General features: G+C 37.2%; 21 protein-coding genes and 1 riboswitch. Of the genes, 3 read left to right on the top strand and 18 right to left on the bottom strand.

Annotated features, from left to right (window positions below; translation table 11 throughout):
• Window positions 1-45: 45 nt before the first annotated feature.
• From adhE to LKI_RS04370, 9 genes are all read right to left on the bottom strand, one after another.
• Window positions 46-2,748 carry a bifunctional acetaldehyde-CoA/alcohol dehydrogenase gene (adhE, locus tag LKI_RS04410; RefSeq protein ID WP_013102965.1) on the bottom strand — a complete coding sequence of 901 codons (2,703 nt, stop codon included), beginning with the start codon at window positions 2,746-2,748 and terminating at the stop codon, window positions 46-48.
• 256 nt (window positions 2,749-3,004) lie between these two features.
• Window positions 3,005-4,330 (bottom strand): 2-hydroxycarboxylate transporter family protein, encoded by a 1,326-nt coding sequence (locus LKI_RS04405; RefSeq protein ID WP_013102964.1) that lies wholly within the window; start codon window positions 4,328-4,330, stop codon window positions 3,005-3,007.
• Window positions 4,331-4,438: 108 nt separating this feature from the next.
• Window positions 4,439-5,227, bottom strand: coding sequence for an alpha/beta fold hydrolase (locus tag LKI_RS04400; protein ID WP_013102963.1), 789 nt, complete (start codon window positions 5,225-5,227; stop codon window positions 4,439-4,441).
• A complete protein-coding gene (gene citG / locus LKI_RS04395) occupies window positions 5,224-6,621 on the bottom strand; it encodes a triphosphoribosyl-dephospho-CoA synthase CitG (protein ID WP_013102962.1) in 1,398 nt (465 codons plus the stop codon). Before citG ends, LKI_RS04400 begins: the two co-directional genes overlap by 4 nt.
• A 61-nt stretch (window positions 6,622-6,682) precedes the next feature.
• Complete coding sequence (gene citF, locus LKI_RS04390) at window positions 6,683-8,221, bottom strand: citrate lyase subunit alpha (protein WP_013102961.1); 1,539 nt, start codon at window positions 8,219-8,221, stop codon at window positions 6,683-6,685.
• Window positions 8,211-9,122: a citrate (pro-3S)-lyase subunit beta gene (gene citE / locus LKI_RS04385; RefSeq protein WP_013102960.1), complete on the bottom strand. Its 912-nt coding sequence runs from the start codon at window positions 9,120-9,122 to the stop codon at window positions 8,211-8,213. Before citE ends, citF begins: the two co-directional genes overlap by 11 nt.
• Window positions 9,122-9,415 carry a citrate lyase acyl carrier protein gene (citD, locus tag LKI_RS04380; RefSeq protein ID WP_013102959.1) on the bottom strand — a complete coding sequence of 98 codons (294 nt, stop codon included), beginning with the start codon at window positions 9,413-9,415 and terminating at the stop codon, window positions 9,122-9,124. The genes citE and citD overlap by 1 nt, the downstream gene beginning before the upstream one ends.
• Window positions 9,405-10,466 (bottom strand): [citrate (pro-3S)-lyase] ligase, encoded by a 1,062-nt coding sequence (gene citC, locus LKI_RS04375; protein ID WP_013102958.1) that lies wholly within the window; start codon window positions 10,464-10,466, stop codon window positions 9,405-9,407. Before citC ends, citD begins: the two co-directional genes overlap by 11 nt.
• 14 nt (window positions 10,467-10,480) lie before the next feature.
• Complete coding sequence (locus tag LKI_RS04370) at window positions 10,481-11,626, bottom strand: NAD(P)-dependent malic enzyme (protein ID WP_041773500.1); 1,146 nt, start codon at window positions 11,624-11,626, stop codon at window positions 10,481-10,483.
• Window positions 11,627-11,886: 260 nt separating this feature from the next.
• Here LKI_RS04370 and LKI_RS04365 point away from each other — a divergent pair, with 260 nt between their 5' ends.
• A complete protein-coding gene (locus LKI_RS04365) occupies window positions 11,887-12,831 on the top strand; it encodes a sugar-binding transcriptional regulator (protein WP_013102956.1) in 945 nt (314 codons plus the stop codon).
• Window positions 12,832-12,934: 103 nt separating this feature from the next.
• Here LKI_RS04365 and LKI_RS04360 read toward each other — a convergent pair whose 3' ends face one another.
• The 4 genes from LKI_RS04360 to LKI_RS04350 form a co-directional block, all read right to left on the bottom strand.
• Entirely contained in the window at window positions 12,935-13,420 is a 486-nt protein-coding gene (locus tag LKI_RS04360) for a GtrA family protein (RefSeq protein ID WP_013102955.1), read from the bottom strand.
• 69 nt (window positions 13,421-13,489) lie between these two features.
• Window positions 13,490-13,639 (bottom strand): lactococcin family bacteriocin, encoded by a 150-nt coding sequence (locus tag LKI_RS10890; protein WP_013102954.1) that lies wholly within the window; start codon window positions 13,637-13,639, stop codon window positions 13,490-13,492.
• Between the two features lie 60 nt (window positions 13,640-13,699).
• Window positions 13,700-13,975 carry a helix-turn-helix domain-containing protein gene (locus tag LKI_RS04355; protein ID WP_013102953.1) on the bottom strand — a complete coding sequence of 92 codons (276 nt, stop codon included), beginning with the start codon at window positions 13,973-13,975 and terminating at the stop codon, window positions 13,700-13,702.
• A 67-nt stretch (window positions 13,976-14,042) separates the two neighbouring features.
• A complete protein-coding gene (locus LKI_RS04350) occupies window positions 14,043-14,813 on the bottom strand; it encodes a (S)-acetoin forming diacetyl reductase (protein ID WP_013102952.1) in 771 nt (256 codons plus the stop codon).
• A 158-nt stretch (window positions 14,814-14,971) separates the two neighbouring features.
• Between LKI_RS04350 and LKI_RS04345 the strand changes: the two genes are divergently transcribed.
• A complete protein-coding gene (locus LKI_RS04345) occupies window positions 14,972-15,652 on the top strand; it encodes a DUF6198 family protein (RefSeq protein ID WP_013102951.1) in 681 nt (226 codons plus the stop codon).
• A gap of 48 nt (window positions 15,653-15,700) precedes the next feature.
• Here the strand turns inward: LKI_RS04345 and LKI_RS04340 are convergent, their stop codons facing one another.
• From LKI_RS04340 to LKI_RS04330, 3 genes are all read right to left on the bottom strand, one after another.
• Complete coding sequence (locus tag LKI_RS04340; protein WP_013102950.1) at window positions 15,701-16,177, bottom strand: DUF805 domain-containing protein; 477 nt, start codon at window positions 16,175-16,177, stop codon at window positions 15,701-15,703.
• An 88-nt stretch (window positions 16,178-16,265) separates the two neighbouring features.
• Entirely contained in the window at window positions 16,266-16,847 is a 582-nt protein-coding gene (locus LKI_RS04335; RefSeq protein ID WP_013102949.1) for a folate family ECF transporter S component, read from the bottom strand.
• A gap of 42 nt (window positions 16,848-16,889) precedes the next feature.
• Window positions 16,890-17,023, bottom strand: a riboswitch (THF riboswitch).
• A gap of 82 nt (window positions 17,024-17,105) precedes the next feature.
• Window positions 17,106-17,930 carry a LysR family transcriptional regulator gene (locus tag LKI_RS04330; protein ID WP_013102948.1) on the bottom strand — a complete coding sequence of 275 codons (825 nt, stop codon included), beginning with the start codon at window positions 17,928-17,930 and terminating at the stop codon, window positions 17,106-17,108.
• 108 nt (window positions 17,931-18,038) lie between these two features.
• Between LKI_RS04330 and LKI_RS04325 the strand changes: the two genes are divergently transcribed.
• Window positions 18,039-19,037, top strand: a complete 999-nt coding sequence (locus tag LKI_RS04325; protein WP_013102947.1) for a YeiH family protein — start codon at window positions 18,039-18,041, stop codon at window positions 19,035-19,037.
• Window positions 19,038-19,170: 133 nt separating this feature from the next.
• Here LKI_RS04325 and fabI read toward each other — a convergent pair whose 3' ends face one another.
• Both fabI and LKI_RS04315 read right to left on the bottom strand, forming a co-directional pair.
• Window positions 19,171-19,926, bottom strand: coding sequence for an enoyl-ACP reductase FabI (fabI, locus tag LKI_RS04320; protein WP_013102946.1), 756 nt, complete (start codon window positions 19,924-19,926; stop codon window positions 19,171-19,173).
• Window positions 19,927-20,114: 188 nt separating this feature from the next.
• Window positions 20,115-21,740 (bottom strand): leucine-rich repeat protein, encoded by a 1,626-nt coding sequence (locus LKI_RS04315; RefSeq protein WP_013102945.1) that lies wholly within the window; start codon window positions 21,738-21,740, stop codon window positions 20,115-20,117.
• Window positions 21,741-21,940 lie beyond the last annotated feature (200 nt).

Genomic DNA, 21,940 nt, shown 5'->3' with positions numbered 1-21,940 from the left:
TTTGCAAACAAAAAAACATCAAAATTTGATGTTTTTCATCGTTTATTAAAGTTGATCTCTCAACAATTGTTGAATTTCTGCCAAACTAGGTTGGCGTGGGTTTCCGGGTGTGCACTGATCGTTATAAACAAGATCCGTCAATTTTTCAATATTGTTTTCTAGATCTACTTTCTTAACACCATTACCTGTTAATGTTTGGTCAACTTCAACTGACTTAGCCAAATTCTTAACGGCAGCAATCAAAGCATCGACCAATTCAACATCTGTATTGCCCTTCAAGCCAAGGTAGCGCGCAATATCAGCATAATCTTTTTGTGCTGTATATGTCTCATAGCGTGGGTAAGGCGTGCGCTTAACGTTACCTGTCACGGCATTAAACTTAATCACATGTGGCATCGCAATGGCAATAGCCAATCCGTGAGGCAAACCGAACTCACCACCAGTTTTGTGGGCCAATGAATGGTTAATGCCTAAGAATGCGTTAGCAAATGACATACCTGCTAGTGTTGAAGCATAGTGCATCTTTGAACGGGCATTTTGACCTTCCTTGGTTGGATTTTTAGGGTCATATTGGTATGACGTTGTTAGGTTTTCAAAAATCAACTTAATCGCTTGCAAAGCCCATGGTCGTGTGAATTCAGAAGACATAACTGATACATATGATTCCAACGCATGAGATAGTGCATCTAATCCAGAAAAGGCTACTGTACGCTTTGGCACTGTCATGACAAATTCTGGATCCACAATGGCTACTTCTGGTGTCAACTCATAGTCAGCTAATGGATACTTAACATGTGTTTGGTCATCGGTAATTACCGCAAATGGTGTGACTTCTGAACCAGTACCAGACGTTGTTGGAATAGCGACCATTTGTGTCAAGCGGGCGTGGTAGAACTTAACGATACGCTTACGAATATCCATGAACTTTTGTTGCAATTCCATGAATAAGTTTTTGATCCCTTCTTCGTCTTCCAAAATACCCTCATGACGTGTTGAGTATTCATACAAGAAGCGACCAATCTTTCCCGCATCTAATGCCGAACCACCACCCAATAGGATCACTGTATCAGGCTTGAAAGCAGCCATTTGACGTGCAATGCCAACTGCTTCAGACAAAGTTGGATCAGGCTTAACTGAACCATAGATATTTGTCTCAACCTGTTCTTGGCGTAATTCTAACTGGCTCAATACCTTACCAACAAAGCCGAATTGCACCATACCTGGATCAGCAACAATAAAGGCACGCTTAACTGCTGGTAATTCTTGTAAGTAAGTAATAGCGTTTGCTTCATAATAAACTTCCTTAGGTAAGCGAACCCATTGTGGTCGATTACGGCGGCGAGCAACCGTTTTAATATTGAGCAAATCGTATGTTGATAAGTTGTGAGACAATGAATTCTTCCCCCATGATCCGGTACCAAGCGTCAAAGAAGGGCGCATAGCATCTGTATAAATGTCACCAATACCACCAATTGAATCAGGTTGGTTAACTAAGATACGTGATGCACCAATAGCATCAGCATATTCTTTAATAAATGGATCATCTTGTGAACCAATTTGAATAGCAGCATTATGTCCTGCACCCTGATAACTCAGTAATGCCTGTACTGTTTCAATCGCTTCTTCACGCTTCTCAACTTTATAAATTGATAGTAAAGGCGATAACTTTTCTGATGACAGTGCTTCGCCAATATTCTTTTGATCCAATTCGAATAGCAAGACATCTTTGCCTTCAGGAATTTTAACACCAGCTTGCTCAGCTATCCAACGACCTGACATACCAGCAACTGGACCAGCAACACCAAATCCTTCTGCATTTGGCTTAAACACATAATCAGCAATTTTCTTATAATCTTTTTTAGGGACTAGGTAAGCGCCTTGCGCTTGCATTTTTTGTAGTACTTCATCATAAATTGGTGCTTGAATAACGGCTGAGTTTTCAGTGGCACAAATCATACCATTATCAAAACGTTTTGACAAAAGCAAATCAGACACGGCACGGTCAGTGTCAACTGTCGCATCAAGATAAATCGCACCGTTTCCAGCACCAACACCCATTGATGGATTACCTGACTTCAAGGCTGCATTAACCATCGCTGGTCCACCAGTTGCCAAGATTGAGGCAATGCCCTTATTTTGAATTAATGCACTTGTGCCATAAAGTGATGGCTTTTCAATCCATTGGATAAAGTTTTCAGGTGCACCAGCCTTAACAGCGGCATCATAAACAATTTTTGCAGCGAGTGCTGATGACTTTTGTGCTTGTGGATGGAATGCAAAGATAATTGTGTTACGTGTCTTGGCTGCCAACATGGCTTTAAAAATCGTCGTTGATGTTGGGTTCGTAGTTGGTACAATACCAGCTAGTACACCGAGTGGCGCTGCTAATTCGACTTTCCCTTGTATTTTGTCTTCACTAATTACACCAACTGTTTTATCAAATTTGATAGCGTTGTATACAGATTCAGAGGCAAAGCGATTTTTTGTATCCTTATCTTCAACGACCCCACGGCCAGTCTCATCATGAGCTGCATGAGCAAGTACGAGTGAATTTTCTGAGCCAGCTAATGCCATTGCTGCGACGATTTTATCAACTTGCTCTTGTGTAAATGTTGAAAATGCTGTTAAAGCTTTTTGTGATTTTTCAACTAATTCTGCCGTCATTTTTTCTGCTTGGGTTTGTAATTCTGCCTTTTCTTCGGGTGTCAAAACCTTCTTTGCGGGCTTCTTTATCATTGTTTCTACCATAGTGAATGTACTCCTTTTATCGTTTGCTCATTTATTAACAATATAAGTATATAACACCCAAATATAAAAAGCAAGTATTTTAAAAAATGTTTTTAAATCGTTGATATAAATATAATTGTAAGCGTTTTATGTTAATTTTATTGATTGTGTATTATTTTACAATAAACCCATAGAACATCTATTTACGATTATAATTAGTATCAATAAGTACAAAAAAAGAAGCTATCAATAACTTCTCTGTCAGATGTATTTACTTTCATCTCATAAACGATACTAAAATTCCTGCAATAACCAAAACGAGTGCACCGCCGATTCGATTGCCCATCTGTGCAAAAGCGATCAAATGCATGCGATTTGATGCAGCCAAAACTGCAACGTTTCCAGTCCCCCCCATGCTATTGTTAGCCAATCCAGCTGTAATAACTGATTCAACTGGATAAAGCCCGAAAATTTTACCTAGGACAGCACTTGCTAATGATATGATCACAATACTAGTGACACATAAAACAACAAATTGCCATGATAATGCACTCAATAATAATTTAATATTCAATAACGATAATCCGACACCAGCCAGTAAAGCATGTGTCATATTTTTGACTACTAATTGCCCAAACATAATCACTGATTCTTCATAATAGGTGGGTAACAAACCAAGTGCCTTAATTAATACAATTGTTAAAATAATAAAGGCGTAGGCATTAATACTTGGAAAAACGACACTCAGCATTGTACCAAATACAAAGAACGATACTGAAATAACAAGACCAACACCCATTTGAATATAGTCGGGCTTCAATTCTTTTGCGGCCTTTTCACTGCTATTTTTAGTATGTAACAGCTCTCCGTGACCATTATATTTACTCGTCATAAATAGTTTAGAAACTAAACCTGCACTAATAATAGCTAATAAGTTACCAAAAATAACTGCCGGAAATAATTGAGACAGTATTGCTGCAGCTGGATGTCCAAATGCATGCGCATATATGCCTGATAGAGGAACGATACCTGCACCGACACCACCTGCCATAATGGGCAAACTGACGTACAAAACCGAGTGATCAAATCCTTCACCAATCAACATGCCCATTAACCCAACACCAAAGAATGTGATTGCCATTGAAATGAAAGCAACTGGTAAGAATCTTATAGCGGCACCTAACAACATTTTACGATTCATTTTAAAAATTGATGAACCAATCAATGATACAATATACAATCCCAGAAAATCCATACCATTAATAAAACCTGAAGCAGTATGAACGACTGATTGGGGAATAACACCCGTTGTGGCTAAAATAGCTGTTGCAAAAATAGTAAATACTGATCCGCCACCCAAGTACGACCTAAAAATAGGTAGATGTGCCCCTAAGTAATAAAAAATATGTCCCATCAAAACCAACGCTAGAATAGCCCCGATCATTGTATTTGGTAAAGTATGCGTCTCTATTGCTACGATTAGTAAAATAGCCATTAAAATATAAGCAACCATGCCAATACCACTGATTTGACTTGCATCCAATTGTGCAAGTCGGCTACGCCAGTTATGCCTCGTAGTTTTACTGCCATTATTATCTAACATTGTTTAAATTCTCCATTATTCATTAGTTATAAAAATCACAAAAGACTGAAAAATTCGACAGACTCATCGCTTTATAGCAATCACCTTCTTAGTTATATTTTTATTTATCTACGCTTTTAAAAAGTTTATAATCGCTTTATTAAAAGACTTATGGTCTTCTACTTGCGGCATATGACCAACATTATCAATAGTTATTACTTTTGAAAATCCATTGTTTATGTTTTCACAATAAATAGAATAATCATTACCCCATATTTCTGTACATGCGCCTTTTACAAATAACTGTGGTACTTTAATATCTCTAATTGCCTGACGCCAATCTTGTAATAAATGGTCAATTAGTAATTCATGACCTAAATCAACATCAAAAGGCGTTTCTTTTTTAACACGATTCAGTATTTCCCGTAACTCATCAGATATTGGCTGTTTGTTCATTTTTAAGAAGGGAATTTGTTCAGAAATCAGCCAAAAGTTGTCCCATTTTAAGTTAGCTAAACCACCTGACCATCTCTCATCATTTAACAATTTAGGCGACTCGTCTATTGTTACCATGCGATCAATAATTTGATCACCAAAAAGTACTGTATACGCCCATATCACACTGGCGCCCATGGAGTGTCCTATTAATTCGACACTTGTTAACTTTAAATTTTCAATTAATTCATGTAAGTCTGCGGCTAATCGCATAATTTTTAAATTTTTTGTGGTACGCGTTGAGGCACCATGGCTACGCCAATCTAAGGTAATTACCCGAAAACCACATTTGAGTAAATATATCGATTGGTAATACCATTCTTCTTTGACGCCAGCGTAGCCAGTTAACAAAATAACCGCCTGACCCTTGCCCTGATCTGTATAAGATAGCTTGATTTTGTCACCTGTTACAAAACTTGTCATATGCCACCAACCAGTCTTGCAAGGAAAATCGTTGAAATCAAATTATCCGCTGTGCCACCTATGCTTAAATGCCGTTGCACAAACTCTGTATCTAATTTTTCTAAATAAGCGATCCCAGCACGCGTTTGGCTACCACCCAATGAAAAGTACATCGTTGACCATTGCTTGAGTTCTTTTAAAATATCAGGACTACCTGCACGCTTAATTAAATTAGTATCAACAATCGAGCCTGAAATTTTCATCAGTGTATCAAGTAAACGCTGGCTCGTTGTTCCTAATGATTTTAATAAAAACGGCAACGCCGTATCCATCACTATGGGAAAGCCAGCTGCAGCCTCACCACGAATACCAAGCAACTGGTATTGTTGATATTGTCTTTCACCTGCAGTTAATTTTTGTTTTTTTTCATATAAATTTTCAAAATCACGTTGTACCAAAACAGCTGTCATTTTTGTGATGATTTTTTGTAAGTCATCTACAGTGACATCACGAACTTGGGTACCATAAGCAACCGCTGAAATTAAAATACCCAACGAAAATATTGCCCCTTTATGCGTATTGACATCATTTGTTGCATCAAACATTTCTGTTTCAGCATGTATGCCCAATTGTCTTAATGTATCAAACATCACCGTCAAATCATCCCCTGAAAAATCATGTGCTAAGGCGTAAGCTTGATTAAAATACTGTTGTATTGCTAGACTGCTATCTATAAATGTGAAAACCGTCATATCACTATGTGCGCCATTACTAACAGGATCCACTAACCCTGGTTTTGGATTCAATGATACTTCATACAGTAAGCCTGTCATAGCGGCTCGCACAATCTGATCTTGTGACTGTTTTGGAATCGTTATCTGTTTTTTCATATAATCTGTACAAATGTTATTAATTGCGTCGTAACCTGAGTCAAGTGTATGCGCCCCCTGTTTAATACATATTTTCGCGTCTTTATCGCAAATAAGGCAAGTCCGTGCAGGATACCCTAAACGACGTCGCGACAATTGCTGATCATCTTTTTCAGTCATAATGTCTATATCAAACAAGCGCCCAATAATACTTTTTTCCTCAAAGGAGATTGTCGCTAATTTAACCGCTTTCAAATCTCCTAAAACCACCAAAAATCCTTCAGGACCAGTTATCCTTTCAATAAATAGTTGTTCATGAACGGTTTCAAATTGCTTTAAATCATGTTTAATATCACGCAAACCACGATGATAACTATCTTTGAGTAGGAGACTGTTTTTAATGGGTCCGGGTATATTTAATTTGATACTGATAATGATTGCCGTTGGATACTGTATTTTTAAGCTTTCTTGATAGTGACTGCGCCATTCCTTATTATTTAATACAGTCATCAGGTCAACTGATTGACCATTTGCAAAGACGTTCATGTTACTGCCTCTTCTCATTTTTAAATCTATGTACGCGAACCTTAAGGTTCGTTTTTTAAAATCATTCTTTCACTTGTTTAATAACGTCAATTAATGTCCCATCACGATATTCAGCAACTGCAACAACACGGTCTGTAAACTGTAATGGTTTTGGTGTACCAACAATTTTTGCTGCTTTTTCTTGTAGTGCTTCAATTGTGTAAAGAGGTAACCCTGGCACATCTTTTAATTGATCTATTAGGTCTTGACGTTTTGGATTAATCGCAATACCAACCTCTGTGACAATCACATCAATTGAGTCACCTGGTGTAATAACTGTAGTAACTTCAGGCACAATTGTTGCAATGCGTCCGCGAACAAGTGGCGCTGAAATAATGGTTAATTTAGCCGTTGCTGCGTCTTGATGCCCACCAATAGCACCACGAATGATGCCATCCGAGCCAGACATCACATTAACATTAAACTTTGTGTCAATTTCCAAAGCAGATAAAATCGCGACATCTAATTTGTCAACCATAGCCCCTTTATTAGCTGGATCAGCATACCAAGAAGCATCAATTTCTTGTTGATATTGATTATCTTTCATTGATTCAGCCGCACCTTTATCAAAATCCTGAACATCCATCACCTTGGCAACGAGTCCTTCATTTAACAAATCAACTGTCGGTTTAGTAATGCCGCCTAAAGCAAAAGATGCTTTAATACTTTTTTCAATCATCGCTGTGCGTAAAAACCTTGTAACTGCAAGCGCCGCACCACCTGAACCAGTTTGAAATGAGAATCCATCTTTAAAATATTTTGAGTTAACAATGACATCGTTAACTGTTTTAGCAATTTTAAGTTCTTTAGGATCTTTAGTAAATCTCGTTGCACCTGAGCCAATTTTATCTGGATTGCCCACTTCATCTACTTGCACAATGTAATCAACTTGCGTCTGCTTAATAGATGCCGGTGTGTTAGGATAAGGCTTAATATTATCCGTAATTAGCACTAATGTATTCGCATATTGGGCATCAATTAAGGCATATCCTAATGAACCAAACGCCGCTACACCATCCATACCATTAGCATTTCCCATATCGTCTGTGTTTGGTACACCCAGAAAAGCAACGTCAATTTTGATTTCCCCGTTTTCTATAGCGCGGGCACGATTGCCATGAGATCTAAATACAACAGGTTTTTTCAAAATACCATGTGACACAGCATCGCCTAAACTACCTCGCATGCCAGACGAAGTAATCTCAGTTACAACACCCTTTTGAATGGCTTCAACGACAATATCATTCATCACATTTGTCAAAGATGAGGGTGCTAACGTAAGATTTTTATAACCATGGTCAATAATGCTACGCATGACCTTATTAAAGACATAATCGCCTTCACGAAAATGATGATGAAATGAAATTGTCATACCATCTTTGATAGTTTGCGTCACAACGTCATCTATTGAATCTAAAATTTTATTTTGACCAGTTGTTGCTTTAACTTTAGGCGCCACCCGCTGAATCGTTGGTTGACCATAGTCAACACCTTTAAATACTTGACGTTTTGATTGTTTTAAAATGTCGTCAGGTATGTCACGTTCCACTTTATTTTTCAATGTAATTTCCCTCCTCATCAACTAAATTATTAGCTTTAGCTAAGCGCATAACACGTTCAGCACGTAATACAACTGGTCTGTCAACCATCTGTCCATTCATAGAAATCACACCTGACCCTTTTTGTTTGGCATCCTCAATAGCTGCAATGACATTTTGAGCCGTTATAATTTCTTTTTTCAATGGTTGATATACCTGATTAACTAGGTCAATTTGTCGCGGATTAATTAATGATTTACCATCAAAACCAAGTTGATGAATCAACTCAGTTTCACGTTTGAATCCTGCTTCATCATTCAAATTAGTAAACACAGTATCAAAGGCAGCAATACCAGCAGCTCGAGCTGCATGTAAAATCACATTTCGTGCATATAATAACTCTTGGCCATCAGGATATCGGTGCGTTTTCATATCCGTTGTATAATCTTCAGCTGATAACGCAATACCAATCATCCTTTTGGAAGCTTGTGCAATTTCATTTGCATTAACCACGCCACGAGCAGATTCAATCGCAGCCATGAGATGAGTTGTGCCAACTTCACGACCGAATTCTATCTCAGCTTCAACGACTAGTTTTTCAAGATCTCGTATCATATCTGCCGTTTCAACTTTAGGCAAACGAATCACATCAATTCCTGCTTTTACCATTGCTTTAATATCATTAAGGTAAAAGGGTGTATCCAAACCATTGATACGAACAACAAGTTCAGAGCGACCATAATCAACTGTTTGCAAAGCCTCATATACTAAATATCGTGCAGCATCTTTTTCTGAAAGCGATACGGCATCTTCAAGGTCAAACATAATAGAATCAGCCCCAAAGATACCCGCATCTTTAACCATTGCCGGATTATTTCCTGGCACAAACATCATGGTGCGACGTAACTTTTCTTCTATAGCCATTACAGCACCTCCCACTTAGGTTCATCTACAGTATCGAGAGCCCGTTGCACTACTGCAACAGTCCGCGCTTTAATGACCATATCTAAGGCGCCCTTATCTACCACTTTGACAATGACATTTTGAATGCCATATTCTGACAGGACTTGATTAATTGTTTGCTTAATTGCATCATCAAATTGTTTAGCAACATCTGATACTAAATCAAATACAATGCCATCCGTTCCCTGAGTTAACATAATTTGAACATCAGACGATTCCAATGTTCCCGCTATGGCGGTTTTCTTAATTTCCATTAATCTTTTGTCCCTTTCTAATGCGCATTTGCAATTCAGCTAAATGTTGGTTAATAAATTTTTTTGTGGTCTCAGGCACTATCTCAGACCACGTTTCAAAATCGTTTTCCGCAATCGCTTGTCGTACTTTACGTGCTGATATTATTTCTGTCTGATTACCTTGCGCTATCCTACGTACAATCGTTAACTTTATCTCTGGTTCTAATTCACGTACCAATGTTTGATTGTATAAATTAGTTGTATAAGACAGTGGCTCACTGCCGACATAACGCGTTTGAATGGCCAAGGCTGGCGCAATAATATTCTTAAAAATGCGTGCGTCTATTGTCGTTTGATAATTGATAACTTGCTGTGTATTAGTTATAAAGTACGACGGAAAAGTTAAATAACTAATGATATAGTCGCCACCGGCAACAACGATAACATTTTTAAAATCTTTAACCCCTTGTTTCACTAAATCAAAACGTTCCGCCGTGCGAAATAAAGAAACATCTTGATTCACCACAAATACATAGACTAAGTCATTTTCATTGGCTGCTTTCTCAATTAGGTATCGGTGTCCCAACGTAAATGGATTTGCATTGACAACAACACTCCCAATTGTTTGCACACCTTGCGGCGCTTTTGGAATCGTATTTAAAAAATTTTGAATGTCCGGTGATCCTTTCTCAAGAAGCACACCTGAACTGGAATCAGCTAATAACTTAAAGCCAATATGTTCAAAACTTTGCACATATAATGGTTTCGTATAGACAAACTGATGAAATCGCTCTAACAAAGCCATACGATTATCTAAAGCCGTCATCAATTGATTAAATCTCGCACCCTTTGATATTTCGCCAATGGCACAAGACCCAACATATTTAATAACGTTTCCTGCAATCGATCCCGTCGCGACTAGTTGATCATTCTCAAAAATACCAATTGTTTGCTCAATAACATCTAACTCTTGATCATTAAATTGCGTAATGCCAAGTTTACTCAAAAATGCCTGCCAATTCTTTTTTTGAGTGGTATTTGATATATGAATATCTTGTACTGTGTTTGTCATGACCTTAATTACCACTATTGTTTTGCATAATCTAAAACTGATTGTTCCACTGCATGCACAATCCCTTTACCAAAAACACCAGGAACAACATGTGTGGTATCCGGATTTTTAATCATATTAGCCAATGCGTGTGCCACACGTATCTGTAATGGCATATCAACATGTTTCAGACCACTTGACAACAACCCTTTAAATAATCCAGGAAAAACCAAAACGTTATTCACTTGGTTCGGCCATTGTGAAGATCCCGTTGCCACAACCACTGCACCAGCATCAATAGCTTCTTCCGGTAATATTTCTGGCACGGGATTAGCTAATGCAAAGACAATTGGTTTCTTGGCCATACGCCGTACTTGACCACCATTTAGCACATTTGAATCTGACAGCCCAATAAAAACGTCTTGATTTAAAATAACGTCATCAAGCTTTTTACCATCACTTTGATTTACTTGAGTCGTTAATTCACGTTGATAACTATTGTATTTTTGATTATCTGATCGCACCACACCATCAATGTCGACTAATGTGATATTTTTTAATCCAGCTGCCAATAAAATTTTAGTGGTGGCAACGCCTGCCGCACCAATACCGTTAACCAACACTTTTAGTTGTTGCAAATCTTTTCCAACAACTTTTGCGGCATTAATAAGGCCTGCAAGAACAACAATGGCCGTGCCCGTTTGATCATCATGGTATACAGGAATATCAAGTTCCTCACTCAAGCGTCGTTCAATTTCAAATACGCGTGGCGCACCAATATCTTCTAAATGAATGCCTGCAAACGATGGTGCCATAGCTTTGACTGCCTTGACAAATTCATCGACACTAACTTGGTTCAATGCCATCGGTAAAGCATTCACATTAGCAAAGTTTTTATAAATCAATGCCTTACCTTCAACAATAGGTAACCCAGCTGCAGGACCAATATTACCCAAGCCTAATACAGCTGAACCATCAGTAATCACTGGAATTAATTTGCCACTCATCGTATAAATATTTTTTTGCGATTCATCTTTAGCAATTAATTTCGCTAAACCCGCAACGCCTGGCGTGTAAGCCTCACTCAATGCTGATGGTGTTGTAATATCAAACTGTGACTCTATATCTAAAACCCCAGTGTGTGCCTCATGGACTGACAGCACTTCTTTCATATCTATCAAAATATGCCTCTTTTCTAATTTAGTGCTTGCTTGAATGTACTCATGTACAGGTATTAACAAGTCTCATTCTAGTAATTAGCTAAATCCAAGTCAATGATTTTTATCTCTAATTTTTAAATAAATCTCAAAAAACATTCACTTTTTTAAATATTTAAAATAGATTGATTTTTTTAAATTAATATTTTTAAAATACGTTCAATTAATTAAACGATTGTTTAATTAATAAAACACGAGTAAACTATATTTATATGGAGGGTTTCATGGTCGATCGTGCATTGCTTTCTCAAATTTCTCAAGATTATTACCTCAACAAATTACCGTTCGGGGATATCTCAAAAAAATATAATATTAGCCGTTATTTAGTCAATAAATACCTCAACGAAGCTGTCAAAAGTGGGGTGGTTAAGATTGAAATTACCGAAAACTCTCATCGTAATTCACAATTAGAGCATATTCTACAAGATAAGTTTCCTAATGTTAATTTCTATGTTGTGCAAGATGACATTAATAACATCACAACATCAACTCATTTATCCAATTTTGCGGCTGAGTTTGTTGGTGAATTATTACAAACGAATAATAAAGTTGTCGGCTTAACTTGGGGCGAAACAATCTACAGTATGATAGACAGCTTAAAAAGCACACCCTTAGAACGTGTTAAATTTACACAATTTTTAGGTGAAAACATGAAATATAATTCCACCGCCGGATCTATGCGCATGGTAGAACGTGCAGCCAAAAAAGTTTCTGGGGAATTTTTAACATTACCAGCACCGCTTTACATTCTTAATGACATTGTGCGTGGCGGTTTATACTCTGAACCCTCGTTACAAAATACCTTAGCGCTGGCCAATCATATGGATTTTCTAATTACAGGTGTCGGAACAATTCGCTCACTAGACTCAATTCCTATTTGGCATAATAATTTAAATGGTATTTTTCCTTCAGTAAACGTTAAAAGCGTTGTAGGTATGATTTTTGGTCGACCATATGATATTAATGGCCGCTTTTTAAACCAAGGCGATGATAAAATTGTCAGATTATCTGTTTCTCAAATATTACAAGTACCAAAACGTATTTGTTTAGTTCGGGGCAAATCAAAATATCAAGCTGTCATCGGTGCCCTGCGCGGTCAATTAATTACTGACATCATTCTCAGTGAAGCCATGGCTTACAGAATTTTGAACGAACATGCATTAAAATAACAAAAAAATGACCCAATAAATTAGGTAAAACCTAACTTATTGGGTCATTTTTTGCTATAGTATGCAGGTTACTTTATATTTTTTACCAACATCAGTATATTTATTAATCAAAAATCATAAATTTAGAGATAAAATAATTGGCCACAATTGCAATGATCTGAATTAAAAACACAGCAATCACACTATTCAATGATATACTATCATAAATCCAACGGTGTACCCACGATAATCCAAAAGGAAATAGTTGAAAGTTAATGGTGTCCAGTCGCAATAAGTGAATGAAAACACCACTATACCGTTCAATCATAATATAGGTTAACAGAAAATCAATTCCCGCCACGAATAGCCTACCAGCTATAAATCGCCATAACTGCACCAATATATGGCGATTTTGGTCAGTCGAAAATACAAAAAATTTATTGACTACAAAAGCAAACAAAACCGTCACAATTTGTGCAATCAATACAGGTAACATAGCTTGGTGTAGGAGTCCCATTGATATAAAACGTACCACAAAATAGACTAATGTCGTCACAACGCCCCAAAATAAATATTTTATCTTTTCAGATTTTAAATAATGTTTTAACATATTTTCCTTAAATGCTTTATCAATGACAAAATCGGAATAAACATTAATGTTTATTCCGATGATTGCTCATCAACGCTTCTTTTTTAGTAGCGGCGAATTAGGTTGTTGTGGTCCAGATAACCAAGATGACGCATCTGATGCCCAACTCCAGAAACTTTTTCCCCCAGCTATAACACTCAACTCAGCTTCAGAAAGTTCTCTGTATTTAACATCTTGCATGATTGTTCTTCCTCTTTTTCTAATTGATAAATAAATTTTACCATTAAATGATCAGATATATTATAACGTTTCGTTATGAGGTGCAATTAACTCTGGTACACTGGTTTGCAGTATATTAGATAATTTAATTAAATTATCTATATCCGGAATTCTCTTGCCAGTTTCATAATTTGAAACTGCTACCTGACTCACACATAACAAATCTGCTAATCTATCTTGGCTAATACCAGACAGAGTCCTATATTTTTTAAGATTATATTGAATATCCTTTGATGCACCACCACTTATTTGTGACAATATTTTGTTGTCAATAACATTAAATTCCGAAAAATCCATATAATCACCAGCCTATCCTAAATAACTCCCTCTAGTACAACATAAATGTTGTACGTTAGTCAAGTAATCAACGGAACACCATACCACCATCAACAATAATTGTTTGGCCGGTCACATAATTTGAATCATCACTAGCCAAGAAACCGACGACACTAGCAATTTCTTCTGGTTCACTCAAACGATCTAGTGCAATACCATCTGAGAATTGTGCCATTCCCCAGTCATCATCTTTACCAGCATTTTGACCGACTTCATGAGCAATATCCCACATCATAGGTGTTTTGACAATTCCTGGTGCAAAAGCATTGACTGTAATACCAAATTGGGCTAATTCTTTGGCTGTTGTTTGTGTAATCCCACGAATAGCAAACTTTGTTGAACCATAAACAGTTAAATTAGGGTTGCCTTCAACACCTGCTTGTGACGTGGCATTAATAATCTTGCCACCATGTCCCAAAGCTTTAAATGCTTCAGTAGCTGCCTGAGTCCCCCAAACAACACCATTGACATTAATGCCCCATGTCCAATTCATGTCATCTTCTGTAACATCCATGATTGGTGTCGTTGGTGCAACACCAGCGTTGTTCACAATGACATTCAAATCACCAAATTCTGATTGCGTTGCTGCTACTGCTGCAAAGACTTCATCACGCTTCGCAACATCTGCTTTAATGGCAATCGCTTCACCACCTTGAGCTTTAATATTATCAGCCACTCTCTGTACTTTTTCAACATGACGCCCTACCAACGCAAGCTTAAATCCGTCATTTGCTAGACGATGCGCAATCGCCTCACCAATTCCTTGTCCTGCACCAGTTACTAATGCTACTTTACTCATAATAATTTCCTTTCTTCAACAAAATAATCTTTACAAATAAGAATATACGCCTTATTTGTGAAAATGTAAACATATCATTTTGAAAACTTCACATAAAAACAACCATATCATCCTAATATTAGTTATAATGAGAATATTATGACATTTGGGAGAAATGTATGTACTATATTGATGGGCAATTTTATCAACTCGGTTTAAAACAAAAGATCAGCTTTTTTATGATCTCGCTCGTGCTGAATTCGTTTGGAAACGGTCTCAGTGTGGCGTCAACTATGGGCTCTGCACCGTGGACCGCTAGTGCTGCTAACTTAGCAAATGCCACCGGACTTCAAATTGGCATTTTCTTAGCACTAACTGCTATTGCTGTTGCTTTCCTCAATATGTTTCTAGCCATGAGTTTCAACTGGCTGCGCTTGATAGGAAATGTTATTTTCGGTTTATCATTTAGCTTCTTAGTGAGCCTTTTTTCAAACTATTTTATTAGTATAGGTATTCATGAAATAGCTTGGTGGTTACGAATACCAATAGACGTTTTTGCGATTTGGACCATTGGTGTTGCGATTTCAATTTATCAACGTGTGAATTGGATTATGCATCCTTTGGATGATCTCACTAACATTCTACGCTTCGACTATTTTCATGGTAATGCCTCTAAAGCACAAATGAGTAATTTTGCCGCTGCCATTGCGCTATCGTTGATAGCTTTTGCTTTTAGCCATCACTTTGTGGCGTTGGGATTTGGTACAGTACTGTCGTTTTTCTTTCAGGGCCGCAATATTGCCTGGACCGATAAACACATCTTCACCCACCTAGTACACGGTGACATTAGAGGTAATTAACATAAAAAAACTGCTAATCGTTAATGATTAGCAGTTTTTTATATCTTTTTAACTGTAGCGTGTATTTGTTTTTGAGGGCATAAACGACAACCACAAATTGAATCCAAAACTTATCACACTTGGTCCCCACGACAAATCAGATTCTGATTTTCCAAAGTACATGATACCCAGCGTAATGACCACATTAATGATCAAAGGTGCAACTTGCCACCAACCAGAATAACCCATATCATGCAATCGTCGACTATACAGTGCCAAATTAGGTATAATCACAATAATTGACATCATGAGTGAAATTAAAAGAACTAAGATAATTGTGCCTAATAGTGGCCTCGTATCAGTCGCAACTTCACCATGTTTACCAAGAAAAGAACCTAAGCCTGCAACGCCAATGATGATCACTGCGATCATCACATAGATAACACCCCAAAACCAAGTCATCCAATTATATGCACGACGCGAGCTGGTGCCACGAAAACTTGTATATCGCTTAAAAAAATCTGTTAGTGCGCCCCAAGCTGACATAACTCTCCCCCTAAAACAGTCGTTTTCTAATTCTACCATTGTTAATTTTTAATGGCAATAAAAAAGCAACCTCAGTTGCCTCTAGCCATCATCGATGAAAAATTTGTTTTGTCGCTTGCTTAACGGCTGCATTGTTCAAGAAAATATAGGTAATAATAACCTGTATTGGGTACATGATTATCGATTTAATAGCACGTGGTAATAACAATGTGACAAAAGTATGCCATGTTTGTACCTGTGAATACATGATAAACAGCCACAATGTATTCATACCGATATTAACAACAAGCGTTATTAATCCCACTGCCCCTAGAATACGCCACCAACTCACATGCGCTTGATTATAATAAAACAACGCATAAATCAAACCGGCACTAACAGCCGATAATGTGAAACCAAGAAAAAATGCACCGCTAGGCGTAATAATGGTTGCATTGACAACATCTAGAATGGCTGCAATTAGCATTGTCCAAAGTGGCCCATACCATTTTGCAATTAATGACATGGCGACAAAGACAAAGCTAATTTTTAACACGTTAGTGCCCACAGTTAGTTTGCCTAACGCTATATCAAGCGCCATCAGCAACGCAAGTACCACAAATTGACGTATGTCTAACTTGGGTAGTGACCAGGTGTCTTTGACACCATGAGTAATATTTTGAACTGCCATAGTTCTGAACCTCCGAGTGGAGCGCTCACCGCAAAACAATATAGTGGTGAATGTGATATCTGCATCGCATAAAAATATCACTGGTTTTCGTTGATTCAAAACACCTGATATTTTTATTTCGTTGAAGGCTCACATTCCGTCTCCTTCACACTTAACGCGCAGATATCTACCCCTTTTTTTATTTGTCCTAATAGACTTACTCATTGTAACACCCTTTAACACGAACATTCAACAGTAATACAATATTAATGTTTTCTTTTACAGACTTTTAGCAATACTTTCTAAAGCCATAATAATGTCATTGAGATCAGTACGCTGATGTTGATGATGTATCAAATAAAAATCACGATTAAATGCTGTTGATAAAGTTTTATATGGCACATGTTCGGGTAATGATTGGATACTCACAATAGATTTACCAATCCCTGCTGACAACATTTTAACAATGACGTCATTATTACTAATGGTTAAAAATTGCGACGGTACAATATACTCTTGTTTAAAGTATTGTTGCATATAATGGTAAACGCCTGAACCTTTTTCACGCACTAGCCAAGTATCAGAAGACAGATCCCCTGCTAAAACTAATTGATCGACAGCAATGCTATCGCGCACAATAAAATCATGTGTAATTGGCTTTTCGATTAATCCTAAATCGAATTGCTTATTCAATACACCTGCTAATATTTCTTCGGAATTATGCATTTCGATTTTAAAATGCACACGATGTCGTATTTCTTGGGGGAATTTCTCAAAAATTTTGGGTAATAATACAGTTGCAGTCGTCTGTGAAGCCCCGATGACAACTTGTGTTTTTACTGGATTTGCTTCAATAGTCAGACTAGCAGTTGCAGCCTGCCAATCATCTAGTAAATGCAGCGCATGTTGATAAAAACGCCTGGCATTATTAGTTGGGTAAAGATCTGTATGCCCATTACGTTCGAATAAACGTACGGTCAATTTTTCTTCTAATTGTTTAATATGAACACTAACTGTTGGTTGTGAAATAAACAGTTGACTAGCTGCTTTTGAAAATGATCTTGTTTCATAAACCGCAATAAACGTTTGTAATAGCTTAAACATAAGCTCTCCTATTTAATTTATTAATCAATCACATTATAAATATTTATTTTACAAATAGCAAACTTAGCGGTAGGATAAAATGTGATAAAATTTTTAGGAGAAATATCGATGAGAATAAAAATTAATATGATTAATGGTATCATCGCGACGGTAATCCTGTCCTTTATTGCCAAAATATTGGCCTTGTGGCTGCCTTTTCTAGGTGCTGAGGCCATTGCCATGCTTCTAGGTATTATTCTAGGAAATACCGTCTTAACTGGTGATACGTGGGCACCAGGCATAAAATGGGCTGAAAAATTTCCAATTGAAATCGGTATTGCCTTGATGGGACTAACTGTCACATTACGAACAATAGAAAAACTAGGTATTAACGGTCTCGTCTTCATTTTAATTCAGATGACGTTAACAATTGTGATTGTCCTTTGGCTAGGTGGTCGTCTCTTTAAAGTATCCAAGCAATCCGCCATGCTGATGGGCGCTGGTAACGCCGTCTGTGGCTCCAGTGCGATTGCTTCGGTATCACCAGCAATCGGTGCAACTGATGATCAACGTCGAACTGCCGTGGCAACTGTCAGTTTGACAGGTGTCGTACTACTTCTTGTCCTCCCTGTCATCGGTCCTTATTTAGTTGGCAACAATAATTTATTACTTGGTGCATTAGTTGGCGGTGTCGTGCAATCAGTCGGTCAAGTTGTGGGTACTGCTGCTTTAATTAACCCAACTGTTGTGACTTACGCCACACTATTTAAAATGTTGCGTATTATTCTACTCACTGTCGTTGTACTGATATTTGCAAAGATGGCACAAAAAAATAATATTGATAGTAGCGTTGCAAAACCTAGTAAAGGTATTAAAATTCCTTGGTTTATTATCGTCTTTGTCATTTTACTTTGTGTCAATAGTGTTATTTCTTTACCACATATCCTCAATAATAGTGCCAAATCAATTTCGAGTTTCACAGGTGTTGTTAACTTGGCGGGAATTGGTTTAAATCTTAAAATTGCTACGATCAAAAAATCCGGCGGTAAATTCTTAGCATATGGCCTAGTAACTGGTGCCATACAAGTTATTCTATCAGTGATTTTGATTCATATTTTGTTCAATTAATTTTGTTTGACATCAAAAAAAGCACACCATGGGTAAAAAATCGTCCATGATGTGCTTTTTTAATTAAACTATGAAATATACGCCCTAGCCCTGGAAATAACTAAGTTCAATTAACTGACTTTTACACAACTAATTAAATCAGGTGGGTACCTTTGTCAACGTATATCGTGTCACCAACGATACCGCTAGCAATCGGGCTTAACAAGAATGCCGCTGTATTCCCAACTTCTTCAATCGTCACACCAACACCATCAACAGTGCGTTCATCTGATATTCTGATTAAGTCATTATGACTTTTAACACCTGTAACGGCTAATGTTTTAACAGCACCCGCTGAGATAGCATTAACGCGTATATTTTTATCAGCGAGATCACGTGCCAAATAACGAACTGCTGATTCAAGGCCTGCTTTAGCAATACCCATAACGTTATAGTTAGGTATAGCTCTTTCAGAACCCATATAAGTAAGAGTTACAATTGAACCATTGTCATTCATAATTTCGCGACCATACTTGGCAGCAGCGATTAATGAATAGACACTGATATTTTGAGCTAATGAAAAGCTGGCGAGTGTCCCATCCGTCACTTTATTATCTAAGTCACTCTTTTCGGCATAAGCAATCGCATGTACGATACCATCAACTTTTCCAACTTTTTGAACAATAGTTGTAAAAGCGGCTTCTATATTTTCTGGATTAGAAACATCACATTCAACTTTTAAAACTGAATCGTCAACAAATCGATCCAAACTGCGCTTCATACGATCATTTTGATACGTTAAAATAACTTGTCCACCTTGGTCGATAATTGCCTGCATACAACCATAAGCTAAACTGCTTTTATTTGCTACCCCCATAACGATAATCTTTTTATTATCTAAAAATCCCATGTTCAAAACACCTCTTAATTTTAATTATATTATGTAAAGTATGACCTAATTTTTCAAAATTGTCAACGGCGTTAACTAAAGTGCTTCTATGATTAAACCAACGACTCAAACAGCATAATAAGCCGCTAACTAACAAAAATGAATTTGTTAGTTAACGGCTTATTGTATTGAAAATATTATGCTGACTATTATTTTAATTTATCGCCACTATTGGCATCAAATTCATGCACACTGCCATCTTTAAATGTCACTGAATAGCCTTTAACTTGCGTGCCATCTGGATTAAAATAATAGGTATGACCATCAACTATTTGTTGCCCTGTTAATGGTAGACCTTTATTATTTAGATACTGCCACTCACCATTTGCCATTCTCACAAATCGATTTTTGATTGTACTATTGGTTTGAGGCGTTGCAACACCGAAAGGATACAAAACAGCTGAAATATTTTTTTCTGATGGCATTTGATTCACAACAGCAGTTAGTGCAATGGCACGCTGCTGATTAAATGAATTACCTGCAAAACTACCAGAACCAACACGTTGTAGGCTTGATGGTAGCGTGACATCCTTAATTTGATTATCCAAAAATGTGCCATCCCCCATCGATTGCAAAGTATTGGGCAAATTAATCCCTGTTAGCTTATTACTAGCAAACACAAAATCATTTAACGCCGTTATATTATTGTTTGGCAAGTTAATTGTCGAAATATTATTCGAAGCGAAAGCATACCAACCAATACCGGATATATCTGCATTCAAGCTGTTAGGCAAAGTCAACGTATTTGATATTTGATTATCATAGAACGCAAAATTGCCAATTTGCTTAAGACCTGCTGCCTTAGAAAAATCAACCGCTACAATGCCCACTGATTTAAACGCATTGTCCGCAATTTTTGTAACATGAGCTGGTATTACAATGGTTTTCCCAAGCGTTGTTACGCCGGACTTGATACCTGTAATCACGGTTGGATTTTGAACATCGTAGGTAAAACTTTTAGCTGAGTTAATGTTCCCTGGCGTACCGGTACCATAAGTTTGGTGCTTTAACGCATATTGATTAGCAATATTGTTAGCTTGACCAGTGTTGTTCCCGAAAGCCTCATAACCATACCAACGAATTGGTTGCTTACCACTACCATTTAAATGGTTATTTGGTAGCACCTGAACATAAGACGCTTGATTGCCATAAAACGCACCTGATCCAACATTCAAATCATTCTTGTCGTTAATTGTTGTTAAATCAATTGTATTTAAACGATCGCCAGCAAAAGACCAGTCGCCTATTGCCGTGATTGTTGATGGTAACCTAACAGCTGCTAAATTAGGATTTTTAGCAAAAGTACCGTCATTAATATGCGTCACACCGTTAGCAAATCTGACCACATTAATCGCATTATCATAAAATATATACCATCCTAAGTTATTATCGTCTAAATTTGGATAGTTAACCGTGCTTAAATGATTTTTAGCAAAGGCAAAATCGCCAATAGATTTTAAATTATGTGCTGAACTAAAATCTACTTTTCCGATGCCTTGATTATAAAAGGCCGTATTAGCAATGCTAGTAACATTGCTTGGGATAACTACTGTCGCACCGATGTGCTGCGCTTGCCCATCCGAAAAACCGTATAATACACCATTATTAATTTTTAAAGATGGCTGTGAAGCGGTATCCGCTTGAACCATTTTGTTATTAAAATTAATCGTAACTAATGCTAAAAACACAACCAATAACAATTTCAAGAAATGCTTGTTTGTATGCATTCTGCCAATAAAATCGCTAATAGTTATTGTGCCACTACTCAATTTCATACGTCATTCCCCCCAATTATTCCGGCATGTTTGACACACGCCTCTCATGATATAATCTAGTTCAAATATTTAGATAATCAATGCCTGTCTCAACATGTGAACTAGATAGCAATTATTTCTTTTAGTCTATCATATTTTTACGATCTCACCAATTTTTGCGACCTCTACAACATAAAAAAGCCCACTTGTAAAGTGAACTT

Source organism: Leuconostoc kimchii IMSNU 11154, assembly GCF_000092505.1.
In the GTDB taxonomy this organism is placed as follows: Bacteria; Bacillota; Bacilli; order Lactobacillales; family Lactobacillaceae; genus Leuconostoc; species Leuconostoc kimchii.
The sequence above is the reverse complement of the archived record's forward strand: the minus strand, read 5'-3'. Positions and strand labels throughout refer to the sequence as shown.